Source organism: Rhodococcus sp. P3_B8, assembly GCF_056402775.1.
Genome location: NZ_JBFUGT010000025.1, coordinates 13,612 through 32,220 on the forward strand (window position 1 = coordinate 13,612; position 18,609 = coordinate 32,220).

Annotated in this window: 14 protein-coding genes; 6 read left to right on the top strand and 8 right to left on the bottom strand. The window is 65.1% G+C overall.

What is annotated here, in order from left to right:
- Positions 1-412 precede the first annotated feature (412 nt).
- A complete protein-coding gene (gene dnaB, locus AC1D1G_RS12390; protein ID WP_317571469.1) occupies positions 413-3,055 on the top strand; it encodes a replicative DNA helicase in 2,643 nt (880 codons plus the stop codon).
- A 319-nt stretch (positions 3,056-3,374) separates the two neighbouring features.
- Complete coding sequence (locus tag AC1D1G_RS12395; RefSeq protein ID WP_283352208.1) at positions 3,375-4,835, top strand: glyceraldehyde-3-phosphate dehydrogenase; 1,461 nt, start codon at positions 3,375-3,377, stop codon at positions 4,833-4,835.
- Positions 4,836-5,114: 279 nt separating this feature from the next.
- Here AC1D1G_RS12395 and AC1D1G_RS12400 read toward each other — a convergent pair whose 3' ends face one another.
- The 5 genes from AC1D1G_RS12400 to AC1D1G_RS12420 all read right to left on the bottom strand — a co-directional run bounded on the left by AC1D1G_RS12400 (position 5,115) and on the right by AC1D1G_RS12420 (position 9,731).
- A complete protein-coding gene (locus AC1D1G_RS12400) occupies positions 5,115-6,320 on the bottom strand; it encodes an alkyl sulfatase dimerization domain-containing protein (protein ID WP_477952312.1) in 1,206 nt (401 codons plus the stop codon).
- 48 nt (positions 6,321-6,368) lie between these two features.
- Complete coding sequence (locus AC1D1G_RS12405) at positions 6,369-6,692, bottom strand: DUF202 domain-containing protein (protein WP_477952314.1); 324 nt, start codon at positions 6,690-6,692, stop codon at positions 6,369-6,371.
- Positions 6,683-7,060: a YidH family protein gene (locus tag AC1D1G_RS12410; protein ID WP_280779362.1), complete on the bottom strand. Its 378-nt coding sequence runs from the start codon at positions 7,058-7,060 to the stop codon at positions 6,683-6,685. The genes AC1D1G_RS12405 and AC1D1G_RS12410 overlap by 10 nt, the downstream gene beginning before the upstream one ends.
- Positions 7,048-8,367: an alkyl sulfatase dimerization domain-containing protein gene (locus tag AC1D1G_RS12415; RefSeq protein WP_477952315.1), complete on the bottom strand. Its 1,320-nt coding sequence runs from the start codon at positions 8,365-8,367 to the stop codon at positions 7,048-7,050. Before AC1D1G_RS12415 ends, AC1D1G_RS12410 begins: the two co-directional genes overlap by 13 nt.
- A 134-nt stretch (positions 8,368-8,501) precedes the next feature.
- Complete coding sequence (locus tag AC1D1G_RS12420) at positions 8,502-9,731, bottom strand: PucR family transcriptional regulator (RefSeq protein ID WP_477952316.1); 1,230 nt, start codon at positions 9,729-9,731, stop codon at positions 8,502-8,504.
- Between the two features lie 150 nt (positions 9,732-9,881).
- Here AC1D1G_RS12420 and AC1D1G_RS12425 point away from each other — a divergent pair, with 150 nt between their 5' ends.
- From AC1D1G_RS12425 to AC1D1G_RS12440, 4 genes are all read left to right on the top strand, one after another.
- A complete protein-coding gene (locus AC1D1G_RS12425; protein WP_280779365.1) occupies positions 9,882-11,060 on the top strand; it encodes a CaiB/BaiF CoA transferase family protein in 1,179 nt (392 codons plus the stop codon).
- Between the two features lie 54 nt (positions 11,061-11,114).
- Positions 11,115-12,449, top strand: a complete 1,335-nt coding sequence (locus AC1D1G_RS12430) for an MFS transporter (RefSeq protein ID WP_283333275.1) — start codon at positions 11,115-11,117, stop codon at positions 12,447-12,449.
- A 199-nt stretch (positions 12,450-12,648) separates the two neighbouring features.
- Positions 12,649-13,311: an enoyl-CoA hydratase/isomerase family protein gene (locus AC1D1G_RS12435; protein ID WP_477952318.1), complete on the top strand. Its 663-nt coding sequence runs from the start codon at positions 12,649-12,651 to the stop codon at positions 13,309-13,311.
- Complete coding sequence (locus AC1D1G_RS12440) at positions 13,308-15,770, top strand: acyl-CoA dehydrogenase (RefSeq protein ID WP_477952319.1); 2,463 nt, start codon at positions 13,308-13,310, stop codon at positions 15,768-15,770. Before AC1D1G_RS12435 ends, AC1D1G_RS12440 begins: the two co-directional genes overlap by 4 nt.
- 199 nt (positions 15,771-15,969) lie before the next feature.
- Here the strand turns inward: AC1D1G_RS12440 and AC1D1G_RS12445 are convergent, their stop codons facing one another.
- From AC1D1G_RS12445 to AC1D1G_RS12455, 3 genes are all read right to left on the bottom strand, one after another.
- Positions 15,970-16,551: an NAD-dependent epimerase/dehydratase family protein gene (locus AC1D1G_RS12445; RefSeq protein WP_283333272.1), complete on the bottom strand. Its 582-nt coding sequence runs from the start codon at positions 16,549-16,551 to the stop codon at positions 15,970-15,972.
- 543 nt (positions 16,552-17,094) lie between these two features.
- Positions 17,095-17,907, bottom strand: coding sequence for an MIP/aquaporin family protein (locus tag AC1D1G_RS12450; protein ID WP_477952321.1), 813 nt, complete (start codon positions 17,905-17,907; stop codon positions 17,095-17,097).
- 197 nt (positions 17,908-18,104) lie between these two features.
- Entirely contained in the window at positions 18,105-18,605 is a 501-nt protein-coding gene (locus AC1D1G_RS12455) for a carboxymuconolactone decarboxylase family protein (protein WP_477952322.1), read from the bottom strand.
- Positions 18,606-18,609 lie beyond the last annotated feature (4 nt).

Genomic DNA, 18,609 nt, shown 5'->3' on the forward strand with positions numbered 1-18,609 from the left:
GATCTGTGAGGTGAATCATATTGCCACGCAGGGGCGACCAACTCAACACGCCCGAGTCGTCAACGCGAAAGACACGCCGAACGGGTTTTCATCCACAGTGGTGAGAAACCAAAAAACGGCTCTGATCTGGGTTTTTGGGATTGTGATGTGCACTTATCCTCAGGTTATCCCCATGGGGTTAACAAACGTACCCAGCAGTTTCCACAATTTGTCCCCAGCTGTGTACACAGGCTGGTTTGAACACCGGGTAGCTAATCCCTAACGTCGTCCCGGCGTGTCTCGCGATCACGACGCCGGCTGCCGCGAACAGCCTGCGAAGGTTGTCGGTAGGGGCGAGTACAAAGAGTTCGGGGCACCAACACCGGGAAGTATTTCCCGGGGTGGCGCAACAGTGATGGGGAAGGTCGGTCGAGTGGCTGTAGTAGACGATCGGGGCCGTTCCGAATACCCGGGTCCGCCTGACGCGGAGCCCGGCGAAGAGTTCGGCCGGCAGCCACCTCAGGACATGGCGGCGGAGCAGTCGGTGCTCGGCGGCATGCTCCTCAGCAAGGACGCCATCGCGGACGTGCTCGAGGTGCTCCGTCCCGGCGACTTCTACCGTCCCGCGCATCAGTCGGTGTACGACGTGATCCTGGACCTCTACAGCCGCGGTGAGCCCGCCGACCCGGTCACGGTGTCCGCGGAGCTGGATCGCCGGGGCGAGCTCCGTCGGATCGGTGGAGCGCCCTACCTGGTGACGCTCACCCAGACCGTCCCCACCGCCGCCAACGCCGGCTACTACGCCGAGATCGTGGCGGAGAAGGCCATCCTGCGTCGCCTCGTCGACGCCGGCACCCGCATCGTCCAGTACGGCTACACCGGCGCCGACGGTCAGGACGTCGCCGAGGTCGTCGACCGCGCGCAGGCCGAGATCTTCGAGGTCACCGAACGCCGCACCACCGAGGACTTCGTCCCCCTCGAGGAGCTCCTGCAGCCCACGATGGACGAGATCGACTCCATCGCCAGCCGCGGCGGCATCTCCCTCGGTGTGCCCACCGGCTTCGTCGAACTCGACGAGATCACCAACGGCCTCCACCCCGGCCAGATGATCATCGTCGCGGCCCGACCCGGTGTGGGTAAGGCGCTCGCCCTCGACACTCCCCTGGCCACACCCACCGGCTGGACCACCATGGGCGACGTCCAGGTCGGCGACCACCTCATCGACGCCGACGGCAAGCCCACCCGCGTCGTCGCCGCCACCGACATCATGGTCGGCCGGCCCTGCTACGAGGTCGAGTTCTCCGACGGCACCGTCCTCGTCGCCGACGAGCAGCATCAGTGGTTGACGGAGACGCGGGCATCTCGGCGGTCCGCGCAGCAGGCCGCCACCGGCTACAACCGATACAAGAACCAGGGCACGTTCGCGGAAGTCCGCACAACTGCCGAAATCGCCGCCACACTCCGCTGCTCTACCGTGGATGCGCGCGTGAATCATTCGGTCACCAATGCGAAACCGCTCGAGTTGCCTGCACAGGACCTGCTGGTGCCTCCGTACGCGCTCGGAGCGTGGCTCGGTGACGGCACTTCGGCGGCTGCTCAGATCACGTGTGCCGACCCCGAGATCATCATGCTGATCGAGGCGGAAGGCTTGGTCGCGGTTCCGTCGACGACTGCGAAATTGCGATACAGCTTGCAGTTGGCACCTGAGGCTCCGACCGCTCCCCGCGACTGCGTGGTGTGCGGAGAATCGTTCGTGCCGTTCACGAGCCAGGTGCGCACCTGTGGTCAGTCTTGCGGCGGCAAGGCGCGTTTCATGTCGGATCCGGTGCCGGCTCCGACCTGTGCACATTGCGGCGGGCCTTCGATCGGCTTGAGGCTCTGCCAGACCTGCCGGAACGAGGTGGGCACCCTACAGGCGCGACTTCGGACCCTCGGGGTCTTGGGTAACAAGCACATTCCCGTCCAGTACCTGCGCGGATCTGAGCTGCAGCGCCGCTGGGTTCTTGCTGGTTTGCTGGATACCGACGGCACTGTGACGGCCGGTGGTTCCGTGCAATTCTCCGTTACGAGTGAGCGTTTGGTGCGTGACGCGCAGGAGCTGATCGTCAGCCTCGGCTACCGCTGCCAGATGAGCACAAAGAAGGTGCGCGGTCGCACGGAGGCGTCGTCGACTGCCTACACCCTGACATTCGCAACCGATGACGAAGTTTTCGGACTCCCACGGAAGGCTCTGCTCCACAAGGAGCGTCGCGCAAGTAGCAGCACCGTCCGTTCTGATTCGCGATTCATCACCGACGTGCGCAAGGTCGACAGCGTCCCCGTGCGTTGCGTCGAGGTCGACAACGCCGACCACCTGTACCTTGCGGGTCGCGCGATGGTGCCCACCCACAACTCCACGCTGGGAATGGACTTCCTGCGCTCGTGCTCGGTGAAGCACGGTATGGCCAGCGTCATGTTCTCGCTCGAGATGAGCAAGACCGAGATCGTCATGCGACTGCTGTCGGCGGAGGCGAAGATCAAGCTCGGTGACATGCGCTCCGGCAAGATGACCGACGACGACTGGACGAAGCTCGCTCGACGTATGAGTGAGATCAGTGAAGCGCCGCTGTTCATCGACGACTCCCCCAACCTCACGATGATGGAGATCCGCGCAAAGGCCCGGCGGCTCAAGCAGAAACACGACATCAAGCTCATCGTGATCGACTACCTGCAGCTGATGAGCTCGGGTAAGAAGGTCGAGTCACGTCAGCAGGAAGTCTCCGAGTTCTCCCGTAGCCTCAAGCTTTTGGCGAAGGAACTCGAGGTTCCCGTGGTCGCGATCTGCCAGCTGAACCGTGGTCCCGAACAGCGACAGGACAAGCGCCCCCAGGTCGCCGACCTTCGTGAGTCGGGATCGCTCGAGCAGGACGCCGACATGGTAATCCTGCTCTACCGCCCCGACGCCACCGAACGCGACGACCCCCGCGGCGGCGAGGCCGACCTCATCCTCGGCAAGCACCGTAACGGCCCGACAGCGACGATCACCGTGGCGCACCAGCTTCACCTGTCCAAGTTCGTCGACATGGCGCGGGGCTAGTACCGCCGCCGCCGACGATAACAGCAGCAGCTCGCCTGCTTGCTGCCGCCGCCGCTCCCTCCTCCTGCACTCGGCCTGTTGCCTGACGGCTACCGCTTGCGTGCTTGCAGGTGGCCGGATTCTCGTCCCACCGGACGTTTCGGCGACCGGCTGTCGGCCCGACGAAACGCTTCCATATGATGAGTGCGTCGGGCGCGCCGGTGTCCGCGAGTCGCGAAACCGGGTCCGGTGATCCAGGTCACCGCTGGTGGAACGGTGTGCGCTCGCCGGCATCCCACCTAAGGACACGCCACATGAGCCGGGAAGGCAGACAAGCGCAGTGAGCACAGTGGAACTGGCCCAGTGGAATTCAGAGGAAGCTCTCGCGGAGGCGATGATCCCGATCATCGGCGGCCTGCACCGCCGACGTTCGGTGACCATTCTGCTTCACAGTCGCTCCCTGGTGAACAAGTCGGTCATCAGTATCCTGCGGACCCATCGTTTCGCCCGGCAGATCAGCGGCGATGAACTGTCGGTCGAGGAGACGTTCCCCTTCCTCGAAGCGCTGACTCACCTCAATCTTCGGCCCTCGAAGATCGACCTCGGACTGCTGGTGATGGCCTATCGCGCCAACGGTGACGGAGCATCGGTCCCAGAGTTCGTTGCACGGAGCCTCGCCGACCTGGTCGGCGGCGCCCAGACGAGTCCCGCGCAGCCGCAGGACGTGATCCTGTACGGATTCGGGCGTATCGGTCGCCTCGTCACTCGACTGCTCATCGAGAAGGCCGGCTCGGGCAATGGGCTGAACCTGCGTGCCGTGGTGGTCCGCAAGGGTGGCAGCGACGATCTGACCAAGCGCGCATCGTTGCTGCGCCGTGACTCCGTCCACGGGCAGTTCAACGGCACGATCAAGGTCGACACCGACAACAACACGCTGATCGCCAACGGCAACGTCATCAAGTTCATTTACAGCAACGACCCGGAGAGCCTCGACTACACCGAGCATGGCATCGACAACGCCATCCTGATCGACAACACCGGAATCTGGCGCGACCGCGACGGACTGTCGAAGCACCTCCGCCCCGGAGTCGCGAAGGTGGTGCTCACCGCGCCCGGCAAGGGAGACGTCCCGAACATCGTGCACGGCGTCAATCACCGCGACCTCGACCCGAACGAGCAGATCGTGTCGTGCGCGTCCTGCACCACCAATGCCATCGTCCCGCCGCTGAAGACCATGGACGACGAATTCGGTGTGTCTCGAGGCCACGTCGAGACCGTGCACTCGTTCACCAACGACCAGAACCTCTTGGACAACTACCACAAGGCCGACCGTCGTGGTCGTTCAGCGCCGTTCAACCTCGTGCTCACCGAGACCGGCGCCGCGTCGGCGGTCGCCAAGGCGCTCCCCGAGCTGAAGGCCAAGATCACCGGCAACTCGATCCGCGTTCCCACTCCGGACGTATCCGTCGCCATCCTGCACCTTCAGCTGGGTCGTGAGACCACCAGGGAGGAGGTGCTCGAGCATCTCAGCCAGGAGTCGCTCACCGGAGCGCTGAGCCGGAACCTCGACTACACCGCTGCAACCGATGCCGTGTCCAGTGACTTCATCGGTTCGCGCGCCGCGTGCATCGTCGACGCGAACGCGACGATCGTCGACGGCGACACCGCCATCCTCTACGTCTGGTACGACAACGAGTTCGGATACTCGTGCCAGGTGGTGCGCACTGTCCAGTACCTGTCCGGTGTGGAGTACCCCATCTACCCCGCGGTCGACGCCGCTGATGCGATGTCCGTGGGCTGACCGGCGGCACCGTAGTTTCGCGACGCCCGGGCCGAGCAGTGGCTGCTCTCCCGGGCGTCGTCGCGTATTCGGTGGGCCTCGCCGCTGAAAGCTCATCGTTCGTATGGTTCCCGACGTTGAAATTTTCCGGCACCGAGGGCCCGTCGATGGATCGTAGCGGGGGAATCAAACCCTCCGGATCGTTCGGGTCCGGAATTTACGAGCTGACGGTCGTCGATCTGCCGGGCGAGAGCTGCGCAAGTTCGACCGGCTCCGCCCTGTCGTCTTGCTGGGTGCCGCTTAAGTCACGGCTCGATAGAAGCTGCGCGAGACGTAGCTTGGTGCGTCTTTGGCCAGAAGCGCACTCAGTTCGGATTTAAGTGTGCGGGCGTGGTGGGCCTCCGGGAAGTCTGCGGTCGCGAGTGCCAGCAGATCGACGACGTGCAGCGCTTCCTGAACCTGTCCGGCGTCACGCAGTCGGTGTGCCTGGTCGAGCACGGCCTGCTTGTCGGTGATCGCTGCCGCGCGTGCGTTGGCGGCGATGTCGGGCCGGGCGGGGTGTAGGTGGGTCGGGTTGCCGTCCCACCACCCGGTTTCCGAGCGGACGATGTCCCGCACGATGAAGTCCCGATGCCCGTAGGCTTGTTTCATCCACGGGACGTCGAACAGTTCGGTCGGGTAGTCGATATCGTGCACGATGTCGTCGACGCCCATTCCCTTGTTGAGGCGTTCCACGACGGCTCTGCGCAGCCAGCGAAGTGCCGCCGAGGTGGCGGCCAGCTGCTCTGCGCCGACGTCGTGGATGACTGATCCGAACTCGGGGATCAGGACGGCAGGATTGAGGGCGGCAAGACTGTCGAGGGTGTTCGCCCACCGCACGGCGTCCCGCATGGTGCGCATGGGCGTGCCGATGTTCGGGATGCTGTCGATGACTGCGGCGCTCCCGTAGAGGATCCGTTCATGGGGCAACCACACGGCGGTGACATCGTCCGTCTCCGAAGGCGCCCACAATAGCCGCACCTGACGGCTCGGGCCGCCGAGTGTCATTGCATCCCGGTAGGTTTGGTCGGGGAACGTCAGGGTCGGCACCGGCGCGAACTGTTCGATCGGCCGACGGAACTGGCGGGAGTTGATGTGGTTCTGGAGTCCGGCGGTCTCGATGTAGCGCTGGTAGCGGCGAACGACATTCTCGTGGGCGATGATCGTCGGGCGGGGTTCTCCGCGTCTCTCGGCTTCGGYCAGGAACCCTGGCACACCGTAGTTGTAGCCGAGGTGGCCGTGGCTGTAGACGATCCAGCGGACTGTCTGGTCGGTATGTTCGCGGAGTTGTGCGAGTGCCTGAGGAACCACGGATGGACTCGGTCCGGAGTCGACGACGAGCAATCCCTCATCGGTTTCTACGGCCAAGCTATTTCCCTGTAGGCCCATCGTGAAGATTCCTGGGGCCACAACGGTGATTTCGGTGCCGCCGAACAGCGGGTTGTTGTCGACTTCCGCAACGGGCATCGGTGTCTCCTTCCAGTGTGTGCTTCGAATTGTGTTTCGAGACTGCGGCTATCGGGCAAAGGCTGCGGTCGCGGCAGCGGCGACCGCTGTGGCCGTTACGAGTAGAGCTATCAGACCGGCATGGTGTCCGGTCATTCCCTGAGTCCCCCGCCGCAGCGAACGGCCTCGCCGGTGGCTGACGTACGTGATCGCGAGCAGCAGCACCGCCATCGGTACCAAGCTGAGCGAAGCAGCGCGGTCACCGTGGACGGTGGGAATGTGGAGGAGCGCCACCGTCGCCGCCGCGGCGGAGAGTGTGGTTCTCCGCCAGGCCAATGCCGTGCGATCTGGTTGTAGTCCCGGATCCCGGTCGGCGGACCCGATCACGACCACAATGCCGCTCCGGCGGCGAGGAGCGTGAGGATCCCCAGACCGAGAGCGAGAGCGGGCACGAGGACGGAGCCCGGAAGTGGCAGGTTCCGCCTGATGGCCGACTGCGCGGCCCTCCAGCGCAGATACGCGCCGGAGGCGAGGACGGCAGCTAGCCCGAAACACACCATCGTGATCGTCATCTGCAGTGCCCCGGAGGGCAAAGCAAGTAACTGATGGGCAGCCACACCCGCAGCCAGGAGCGCCATAGCGGTGCGGATCCAGGCAAGGTAGGTGCGTTCGTTCGCCAGCGTGTACCGGTAGTCCGGTTCCTCATCCACCGAACCTGAGTCCGCTGATGGACGGGGATTGTCTGAGGTCAGAATGCCCATCGCGCGCGGCCGGCTGTTTTGGCTTTCAGTTCGGTCGCGTGGTCGCTGCCGTCGAGGAAGGCCCGCGATTCCGCCACCGCCCATCCGTAGACCCCTTTCGCCATGGTGGAGGTGGCGCCTTGTTCCAGTTGGCCGAAGATGTCGACGCGGGCCTGATGTGAGTCGCGGCTCTGCGGATCGGCGTCGGTGGCCATCTGGGCGAAGTGTCCCGCCAGCCGGTGTTCGCCTCGTGCCAGTAGGGCGCGGGCCCGCTCGGCCAGTTGGGCGGCGCCGCCGCCGAGGTCCGCGACCTCGCGGGCGAGGTCGGCGCGGGCGGCGGACTTGAGGTTGGCGGGGTTGCCGTCGTACCAGCCGCCGTAGAGGCGCCAGACGTTGCGAATGACGAATTCCGGTTCGTCGTAGGAGGGTGCGAGGTAGGGCTTGCGGAGCAGTTCCGCGGGGGCGGTGACAGTGTGCACGACCTCGTCGAGGGTCGCTCCGGCGTTCATCATCTCGAGGGTGCGGCCGTGCAGGATTTCCAGGAGTTCGGCGGCGTCGGTGAGGGTGGTGCGGATTCGGTCGGCGCCGAGGATCGGGAGCCCGTGCCCGGGGAGCAGGATTTCGGCGCCCAGGTCTGCCATCCACCGCAGGGTTTGGGCCCATTCGTGTGCGAAGCGCTGCACCTTCTGCGGATTTCCGGCGTTGGGGCTGGCCCAGATGAAGAAATCACCACAGCACAGGATCTTGCGGTCGGGGATCCAGGCGATCGCAGCGTCATCGGTCTCGCCGCGGGCGTGGTGGAGGTGCACCTGCAGGTCGTCGATGGCGAGGGTGGTCTGGTCGGTGAAGGTGGCGTCGGGGTATCGGTATTCGTCCGGCCACATCAGGTTCGGTGCCTGGAATTGGCGTTGATTGATGATGCCGTTGTAGCCGCGGGTTTCCTTGTAGCGGTCGAACCTGCTGATGACGTTTTCGTGTGCGAGGACCGTGGGGCGGGTCCAGCCGCGCTCGCGCGCTTCGGTGTCGAACGGTTCCATGCCGAAGACGTGGTCGACGTGTCCGTGCGAGTAGACGGCCGTGTGCACCGGTTGCTCGGAGATTCGCCGGGTGGCTGCGAAGAGGTCTTCGGCGGTGCGGCGGTCGCCGGTGTCGTACACGAAAAGACCAGCCTTGGTGGGAAATACGTAGACGTTGCCGAACGCCGGCCACATGTATGCGCCCTCCGCGATGTAGTGCATTCCCTCCTTCCGGAGGTCTCCGTGGTGGTAGGCGTTCTGGTTGGCTTCGCCCTTCCAGACCTTGTCGGCGTAGTCGATGATGTCCGTCATGTGGCGCTCTCCTCGGCGTGGGTGTCGGACCGCGACGCTGCGATCCGTGCGCCTCATTCTGTGCACCGGACATCAGCAGAACAATCGTCTGCGCGCACACCCCTGCCGGCCCCAATCTGTGACCGATCACAGATTCACTGCGGGTGGTCGGCCCCCGCGTCGGGGTGAACGGTGGCGGCGCTGACCGCGACCGCGAGAGTGAACAGCTCCGTGGTGACGTGTACGTCGAGGCCGGTCAGTTCGCGGACGCGGTTGAGCCGGTTGTCGACGGTGTTGGGATGGACCACCAGGGTGTCGGCAGTGGCCCGTCGATCCAGGTTGCTGGCCAGATAGACCCGGAGGGTGTGCACCAGGTCCGATCGTGATTGCAACGGGGCGCAGCGCTCCAGTAGCACCGGCAGCGACGCACTGGTGTGGGCGAAATGGTGCGCAAGTGCGACATCGCCCATTCGGCTGACCGTGCCGGTGCGGCCGGACCGGATCGCGATGTCGAGTACCTCGGCGGCCGTGGTGCCGGCACGCGGAAGATCCTCGATCGAGGTGGCGTCCTCGATCGCGATGGTCACTGGTGCGCCGCTGACCCGCGCAAGGTCCACGGCCAGCGGGTCGAGAGCCCCGATCGGTGGATACAGCAGAATCCGAGCGTGCCGAGGCCGGACATCGATGAGCCACAGGCCGGGGACCGCCCTGGCGAGGTGGGCGCGAACGGCGCGGACCTTCCGTGTGGCCGCCAGTGATCGGGCCTTCCGGTCGCCGGATCCTTCGGCGGGGGTGTCACCGATGTGCAGCAACATGATGCTCGGTTCGGCAGGGACGGAGTCGGGGTCGTCGAACACCCACCCGTCGCCGCGCAGGAGGGCATCGATGGTGGGGGCATGGTTTCGGTCTTGCGCCGAAATGAGGTCGTGCGCGTGGATCTCGTACGCGGAGACGACCTCTCGTAACATGCAGTCAAACGTGGTATGGGCTCGGCGGTATGCGAACCAGAACAGTCCGTGGTCGGTGCCGAGTTCGCGTTCCAGTTCTTCGGAGAGTACGTCGAATCCGATCTGCCAGCAGCGCATGTACTCCCGTAGCGGTAATCCTTCCGCGACTCGTTCGGTGCCGCGTTCGATGTTCTCGCGCATCGTGTCGGCGACGTCGATGGACTCGTCGGTGATCGACTGCAGGCACACCTCGAGCAGCGATCGAACGGTCTGGGCGCCTTCCCGGTGCAAATGTTCGGGCACCGCGGTCTGCGTGTAGAGCGGCGAGGTGGCGATGTAGCGGTCGATGATTGCCCGTGCCATCCGCGGCACCGACCGGCGAATACGGGCGATCGTGCACTGCAGATCGTCTTTGGTTGCCTCGGGCGCGGTGCGCATCGAACGCCTCCTAGGTGTGACGGGTCACACACTACCGACGTGAAGAGTGTGACAGCCGCCGATGGTACGACAGCTACCCATTCGGCCAGGCTGAGGACCCAGAACGGCTCCACCAGCCCCGAGGTCCACACCGGCACAGAATGAGGAACCATGCCAGACTCTGCGTACGCTCCCGATGACCTGCCCCTGACCGGGATCATGGTCGTCGATTTCGGTCAGTACATCGCGGCGCCAGGCGCCGCGCAGACCCTGGCCGACCTCGGCGCCGACGTCCTCAAGATCGAAGGCCCCGGCGGGGACCAGGCGCGCGGTATCGGCGTCTACGGCGAGGCCATCATGCGCGCCTACAACCGGCGCAAGAAGTCGATCGTGCTCGACCTCAAAGCCGAGGACGATCTCCGCCACGCGCGGGCCCTCATCGCCCGAGCCGACGTCGTGATCCACAACCTGCGACCAGGGGTGATGGAAAAGCTAGGCCTGTCGGCCGACGAAATACGCGAACTGAATCCCACCGTCGTCCTCGCCGCGGTGTCCGGCTTCGGCACCGAGGGACCCTCCCGCCGCCGGCCGGGCCTCGACATCGCCGCCCAGGCGGAAACCGGCATGATGTCCGTGACCGGAGAGGCGGACGGAGACCCGCAACGGGTCGGTTTCCCGCTCGTCGACCACGCCACCTCCTACGTGGTCACGCAGGCGGTGCTGGCGGCCCTGTTCCGACGAGAACGTACCGGCCTCGGGGACGACATCGACGTCTCACTGCTCGACGTGGCGATCGATCTGCAATGCGTGAACTGGGGCGAATACTCCCTCACCGGCGTCGCGCCCCACCGGCGCGGTAACGGGCAACCGACCGCGGCACCGGCCGCCGACATCTTCCCCACCGCCGACGGCTCGATCGTCGTCTCCGCCTACACCGAGCAGCGATTCACCCAGCTCTGCGACCTCGCGGGCCGACCCGACCTGCCGAAGGATCCCCGCTTCGCCGACAACCCGGCGAGGGTCGCCCACCGCGGCGAACTCCTCGCCGCGCTCACACCCTTCTTCGCCGGCCTCGACACCGAAGCCGCCCTCACGGCGCTGACTTCCGTGGGCATCGTCGCCGGCGCCGTTCGCACCTACGACCAGGTTCCCAGTGCGCCCGATGTGATTGCCAGCGGCATCTTCACCACCGGCAGCACCGCCGACGGACACACCTATTCCATCCCAGGACTCCCCTACCGCTCCCGCAGCACCCCCCGCACCGCAGACGCCGGGCGGGTCCCCGAACTCGGCGAACACAGCCACGAGATCGTCGCGCGCTACCGGCTGGGCGAGTACTCCCTGACGTGACCTGACACGCCACCGCGCCACCCACCCCTCACCGTCACGGCCCCAGGAGCACTCGTGTCCCTACAGAATCGACAAACCCGCACCGAGGGCGGCCTCGCCGCCGACCGTGAACTCGACAGCCCCCGCGTTCGCCGGCGCGGCTGGATCATCACCCTGATGCTGATGGCGTTCATGCTGATCAACTTCGCCGACAAGGTCGTCGTCAGCCTCGCCGGCGTCGAGATCAAGGCCGACCTCGGACTCACCAGCGAACAGTTCGGCACCGCCCAAAGCGCATTCTTCTGGCTGTTCGCCCTGGGCGCGATCGTTCTCGGATCCCTCGGCGGCCGTATCTCCGCGCGATGGCTCCTCGCCGGTCTGGTCGGACTGTGGGTGCTCAGCCTTGCCCCGATGACCACGACGGTCGGATTCGGGGTCTTCCTCGCCTGCCGGATGCTGCTCGGATTCGCCGAAGGCCCCGCCGGGGCGTTGTCCCAGCAGATCGCCCACACCTGGTTCTCCCCGACCCGCCGTTCACTACCGGCGTCAGTAGTCATCATGGGAGCCTCCCTCGGCCCGCTGATCGCCGCCCCGGTCCTGACCTGGATCATCCAGAGCTACAGCTGGCACGCAGCGTTTCTCGTGCTCATGGCCGCCGGAGTGATTTGGCTGGTGGCCTGGCTGTTCATCGGCGGTGAAGGACCCGCCGGCAATGCCGGGGCGGGCACCGGGAAACAGGCGGTGACGCTTCCCGACACCGTGCCCGTCCGGCTCCTGTGGACTCGCCCCACGGTGATCGGTGTCGCGATCTTCTCGTTCTGCTCCTATTGGGCGACCGCGTTGAAGGTGAGTTGGTTACCGCTGTACCTGCGCGAAGGCCTGCACTACAGCGCCAACGCCACCGGACTGCTGATCACATTGCCCTTCGCCGCGGCCGTCATCCTGACCTTCCTCGCCGGCCTGATCTCCACCCGCCTCTCGCTGGCCGGACGATCGTCCCGCACCGCCCGCGCCCTGTTCGCGGCCGGCCTACTCGCCGCCGGCGGTGTGTGCATGATCGGATTCACAACATTGCCCGTCGGACCCACTCAAATGGTGCTGATCGCGCTCGCGTTCTCCCTCAACACCGCAGCCTGGGGACTGGCGTTCTCCCTGCTCTCCGACGTAGTACCCGCCAAACAACGCGGATCCGTCATGTCCATCACCGTCGCGATCTACAGCCTCGGCGGTGTCGCGGCACCACTTCTCATCGGCTCCCTCGTCTCCGGCGCCGCCGATACCGCCGCTGGATACGGCCGAGGCTTCGTCATCGTGGGAGTCATCATGCTGGTCGGCGCACTCGCCGCCACCATCCTGGTCAACCCCGAACGCGACGCAACCACGATCGCCGCACACCACCCGAACAGTTAGGAAGAACCAGAACGTTCGACGGCACCGCCGTCCATAAACCTGGCCTGACGGCACCAGCCGGTCGTCAGCGACTCTGGAAGGAAGCAATGAGCACACCAATGTGGTTGAGAGGCAACGTGTCCCTGATAGGCGGCGAACGCGCCACGGGACGGCAGGCTGCTCCCGTCGGGCAGTTCGACGGCCTCGTGAGGAGCATGTTGTGAGTTCTACGGAGAGCGATGTCGTGGTCGTTCGGCACCATCAGAGCGGACGGCTGGACATAGAACTCAATCGTCCCGAGCGCAAGAACGCCCTGACGGTCCCGATGGTCACCCAGCTCGCCAGAACGTTCGCCGACGCTCAGGACGATGACACAGTCACAGCGGTGTTGCTGTATGGCGCGGGCGGATGCTTCAGTTCCGGTTTGGATCTGGCCGAGGTACGCCCGGGTGAGCCGGCGATTACCGCGGCGATCACCGACCTGCACGCCACCCTGTCCGAGTTCGAGAAGCCGCTGATCGGGGCGCTGGAGCGGGCCGCTGTCAACGGTGCTGCGGCGATCGCGCTGTCCTGCGACCTCCTCGTGGTGGGAGAGACGTCGTTCCTCATGGTCGGCGAGGCGGAGATGGGGGTGGCTGCGCCGAACAATCTGCGGTGGTTGCTCGCGAAATTCGACGTGAACCAGGCACTGCAGCTCACGCTGGCCTGTGAACGTCAGTACGGTCCCGACCTGTTGCGCCGCAGCTTCGCCTACGAGATGGTGCCGGACGAGCAGGTTTTGGTCCGGGCCACCGAGCTCGCCGACAAGATTGCGGCCTACCCCAACGGCGGGGGAATCGCCATGAAGCAAGCGATTCTGACGCGCCGAACACTGCTCGTGTGAGTGCGTGCGCACGGCGGCACCAGCGGTCGAAAAGCCATATAAGACAACATAATGCACAGCCGGGCGGGCAGGTCGCAGGCCGCCCGGTCATCCCAGGTCTGGGGATCCCGACCGAGGTGGTGCTACACGGGACACTCGAAGGAGACAATCGAATGGGTATGACTACAACCGCTGAACACCGCGCGCTTCGCGACGCGGTTCGAGAGTTTCTCACCGCAACCAGTGCACCGGCCGAAGTATTGGCCGTCCAGGACACGGAACTCGGATACCGACCCGAGATGTGGGCGACGATGGCCGAACAACTCGAACTGCAAGGACTGCTCGTCGACGAGAAATACGGAGGATCAGGCGCGAGTATCGGTGACCTCGTGGTGGTCGCCGAGGAATTCGGGCGCTCCGCAGCGTGCAGCCCCTTCTTCGCGAGTTCCGTGTTGACCACGCTCGCCATCGCGGATTGCGCCCGGGAGCGGTGGCTCAGTGAGCTGCTGCCAGGTCTCGCCGCCGGCACTCGTCTCGGGTGTCTGGCATTTGCCGACGCCGACGGGTGGTGGCAGGCCGGCTCGGAGACCGTGCGTGCACAGCCGGACGGCGATAGCTGGCGGATCGATGGACGGGCCGATCACGTGATCTTCGGACACTGCGCCGACACGATCGTCGTCGCCGCCCGAACCGAAGACGGGACCGGCCTGTTTCTGGTGGAACCATCGGACGCGAGCATGCTGCGGGTCCGGCAACCCGCGCTGGACCTGACCCGCCCGCTCACGACCATCACCTTCGACAGCGCAGCAGCACAACGGATCAGTGGCACCGCAGACATTTCGGAGGCGCTGTCCCGAGCGCTCGACAAGGCGCTCGTCGTGCAGGCGGCGGAGAGGGTCGGTGGCGCTCGCAGGTGCCTGCACCTGACAGTTGACTATGCGAAGACCCGCAACCAGTTCGGTCGTCCGATCGGTACCAACCAGGCTGTCAAACACGGGCTGGCCGATCTGACCCGTGCGCTCGAACCGATCGCCGCCGCCGTCGACGTCGCCGCTCACGCCGCGGATGACGGAGCACCGGAACTGCCGGCACTGGTGAGCCTGCTCAGCGTCGCGGGGACCGAGAGGTACCTGCAGATCGCCGGCGAGACGATTCAATTGCACGGTGCGATCGGATTCACCTGGGAGCACGAGGCTCATGTTCATCTCAAGCGGGCGAAGACGGATCAGCTGATGTCCGGGTCGTCGGCGTGGCACCGCGAGCGTCTGCTCGCCGGAGTCCTCGCCACCGGCACCGCGTTCGAGGCGCCGGCGCGGGCCGACGAACCCGCTCCGCTGGCGGACCTGCGGACCGAGGTCCGCGCCTGGCTGGCCGACCACCGCGCCGAGGGGATGCCACTCGAATACGCGCAGGAACCGTTCGGGCACGAAGACACCGATGCCGAGAAGCACTGGACCGATCTGTTGCGGAAGGGGCGTTGGCTGTGCGTGTCGTGGCCGGAGGAACACGGCGGCCGGGGCCTGGGACCGGTCGAAACTCTCGTTGTGGAAGAGGAGTTCGCGCGCGCGGGACTTCGACGCCCGCAACTCGGAATGGGCGAGACCCTGCTCGCGCCCGCCCTGTTGGCCCATGGGAGCGAGGACCAGAAGCGCCGGTTCCTGTCCCGCATTCTGTCGGGCGAAGACACGTGGTGCCAGGGCTTCTCCGAACCCGAGACCGGATCCGATCTCGCCTCGCTGCGGACCAGCGGAATCGTGAACGGTGACGAGTTGCGGATAACCGGTGACAAGATCTGGACCAGCAACGGAGCCCGGGCCAACATGATGTTCCTGTTATGCCGCACCGACCGCGAAGCACCGAGACACCGCGGTATCTCGTTTGTCCTTGTTCCCATGACGGACAACAGCATCGACGTCGACTCCATCCGGATGGCGTCGGGCGACAGGGGGTTTGCGCAGGAACGGATAACCGATGCCCGCGCCCCCTTGACCAATGTGGTGGGTGGGCTCGGCAACGGTTGGGTGGTCGCGATGACCACACTCGGCGCCGAACGAGCGGGCAAGGCGGCGACGCAGTACGTCGGCTATCGCCACGAACTGGACGTGCTGGTGGAGCGGCTGGACAAGAACGGTCGGCTCGGCGACGTGATCGTCCGCCAGCGGTTGGCAGATCTGGTGGTCGAGGTCGAGTTGATGCGTGCCGTTGGTTCCGTGATCAGTGCCCGAGTCGCAGAGGGGCAGGCCGTCGACGAGTTGCTGGCTATCGACAAGGTCAACTGGTCGGAGTATCACTGCATCTTCGGCTCGACGGCGCTGGAGCTTCTCGGCGCGTCTGCGTTGACCCGTCCTGAGGGGGACGGATATCAACTCGACTCCCTGCAGCGAGTGTTCCTCGAGAGCCGGGGACGCCGGATCGCTCGCGGGTCGAATCAGATTCAGCGCAACATCATCGGCGAAAGAATCCTGGGTTTGCCGAGGTAGACACTCAACTGTAGGTAGTCGACCAGACGTCCGTGCCGGTCGGAACCCCGTGTGCAACATGTTTACGAGCCCGCTTCTCCAGATGTGAGTCCCACCAACGGTCGATGGCGTCAGTACCGGCGGACAGTTCCACGGAACTGTTGGCGGACAACGTCGTCGCCGTGTCAGGACTGTGGAAACAGTAAGAGCCCGGGAACGCTCAGTCGACTATGACGACGACGCCCGTAGGCTCGCCCAGCGCCTCCACCGTTCGTTCGGCAGCTCGGTCGATACCAACCCGAGGTCCCTCGGGTTGTTGCTGCTCGTGATAGGTACCGGGACCGTAGAACTGTCCATAGCGCAATACAACACCGCCCTCGGCGAGAACGGAACGCTCCAATTCTGCGACCGCCCGAGCGGCGGGCCCATCAGGCAATTGCCAGGCGACGCTTTGAGCCAGGATCTTCGGCGACCCGCTCTGCCGAGCGGCCTCGATAAGATTCTGGGTTCCCTCGGTTCGGATGCGAGCGTTCAGATCTGCGTGTTCACTGATCTGCGCCGAATCATCCGGCAGATCGGTCAGCTCGTTCAGCATGACGTCCGGTGTGAAGTCACGAACCGCCTGAATTACAGCCTCCCGATCGAAGACATCACACAGCACCGGTTCGGCACCGAGGTCGCCCAGTAGCTCCGTCTTGCTGGGTGAGCGCGTCATACCGCCGACTACGTGCCCCGCCTGAATCAACCGGGGAATCAGCCGCTGCCCGATCACGCCGGATGCGCCGGCAAGAAATATCCTCATGATTACTCCTTACTATACGAAATGGAAGTGAGCACCGAACCGCCGCTGTCAACCGCGGCACGGTGATGTCATACGGGTCCCTGCCTTTTCGGAAGCGCTGGCCTCTGTGCAGGCCCAAGGAGGCCGACTACCGCGGCCCTCGAGGGAAGCAATGGCTCTGGGGAGAAGAGCCGGGACAGATACCCCACTGGAACGGGTTGAACCTGTGACGTTCTGTTGGGCCTCCCCGCTCGTGACCGAATGGGTTGGGGCCGACGCGGTGAGGGGCGATGGGGTGGTGAGGATGGGGAGGGAACGAGTTTTCGATCGACGACTGGTGGACCGATGCCAGACTGTCCGGAGCGCCTGTCGGATGTGCCGACGCGGCGCCGGCGCCGTACCCTCCGACGACTGTGACGGCCGCAACCGCGATCAGCGCACCACGCGCAAAATTCTTCATGTCGAACTCTTTTCTGTGTTTCCAGGCAATCTGATGCCGAGAAGGGAACGGGGCGAACGCGAATCGGTACGTCCCAGCTTGTGAGGTCAGTGGATGCGATGATGTCATCGCTCCGGCCCCAGGTGACGAGTGTCGGAGGGCTGTGGGCTGCGCAAGTATTCATGCAATCGCGGGCCCCGCTCGTGGTGCGGTGTGCGGAACCGCCGGTTGATTACGTGGTCGAACGAGGCCCCGAGTGCCGCTCCCAGGACCGGCGCGACCAGATAGATCCATAGATCGGTGGTACGCCCAGAGAGTGCAGCAGGACCGAACTGGCGGGCGGGGTTGATCGATCCCCCGCTGCGGGGACCGAGGAGGGCGATGACCAGCCCGACCGACACTCCGATGACGTACGGCAGCAGGCGTGCACGGCCGGGACAGGCAAGGAAGAACCCGACGACAACGATCAGGACCATCATCGAGCCCATCTCGGCGAGAAAGACGGACGCGGGCTGCCAGTCGGACGCGGCCCTGATCGCGGCGTAGTCGACAGGAGCGAACGAGACCGCATGCCCCCACACCAGGCGCCCGAGCACCGTCCCCACCGCTGAACCCGCAAGTTGGGCGAGTATGTAGGGCGGAACGCTGCGACCAGGGAAGCCGTTCATGAGCCACAGGGCGATGGTCACGGCGGGATTCATGTGCCCGCCAGCGCGTTTGCCGGGTGGACTGAACATCAGGCCGGTGAGGATGATCCCGCTGAGAACCCCGATGACGGCAAGTGCGACGTGCAGGTCGGCGATGTAGAGGGTGGAGGCCGGATCACGCAACCACCGGACGACAGTCACCGCGAGGAACAGCAGGACGGTGGTGAGCGCGAACTCGTCGGCGGCGCGCGCCAGTGGCTGCCGGCGTGGCAGAGGCGAAGCGGTACTCACCATGATCTCCTAGTGTCGGTGTGTCGGTGTGTCGGTGTGTCGGTGTGTCGGTGTGCCGGAAGCGGCGTGGATTCCGGACGCATCCGGACAGCAGGTCCCGGTCGTTCTCGGCTACCGGCCGCCCGGATACCAGATTTCAGACGCGAGCCCCTCCGCGAGTTCGCTGGTCGCCCTATCGCGTTCGCTCGATCGGGTCGTTAGGAGTCCGGCGTGTAGTGACCGGGGACCAATCGGGTGGATACGCCGAAGCGGTTCCACGTGTTGATCGTCGCGATGGCGACGATGAGTCGGGCGAGCTCGGTATCGTCGAACTCGTTCGCGGCCTTCGCGTACACCTCGTCCGGGACGAATCCGTCTGTGAGCACGGTGATCGTCTCGGTCAGCTCGATCGCTGCGATCTCCTTCGCCGTGTAGAAGTGTTTCGACTCCGTCCATGCGTTGAGCTGGATGATCCGCTCCGCCGATTCGCCGGCGGCCAGTGCGTCCTTGCTGTGCATGTCCAGGCAAAAGGCGCAGTGGTTGATCTGCGATGCGCGGATCTTGACCAGGTTGAGCAACGTCGGCTCGACGCCCAGCCCTGCGGTCGTGTCGAGGCGGATCATGGCCTTGTAGGCCTCGGGTGCGAATTTTGCCCAGTCCAGGCGGGGTGCGTGCTCGGGGAGAAGTTCAGTGCTTTCGTGTACTTCGTTCATCGTCATGCCA

Excerpts from the sequence above, each read along its gene's own strand:
- AC1D1G_RS12415 (WP_477952315.1), bottom strand. The coding sequence starts at position 8,367 with ATGACGGACATCATCGACTACGCCGACAAGGTCTGGAAGGGCGAAGCC.
- AC1D1G_RS12425 (WP_280779365.1), top strand. The coding sequence starts at position 9,882 with ATGCCAGACTCTGCGTACGCTCCCGATGACCTGCCCCTGACCGGGATC.
- AC1D1G_RS12445 (WP_283333272.1), bottom strand. The coding sequence starts at position 16,551 with ATGAGGATATTTCTTGCCGGCGCATCCGGCGTGATCGGGCAGCGGCTG.
- AC1D1G_RS12420 (WP_477952316.1), bottom strand. The coding sequence starts at position 9,731 with ATGCGCACCGCGCCCGAGGCAACCAAAGACGATCTGCAGTGCACGATC.
- AC1D1G_RS12410 (WP_280779362.1), bottom strand. The coding sequence starts at position 7,060 with ATGGGCATTCTGACCTCAGACAATCCCCGTCCATCAGCGGACTCAGGT.
- AC1D1G_RS12455 (WP_477952322.1), bottom strand. The coding sequence starts at position 18,605 with ATGACGATGAACGAAGTACACGAAAGCACTGAACTTCTCCCCGAGCAC.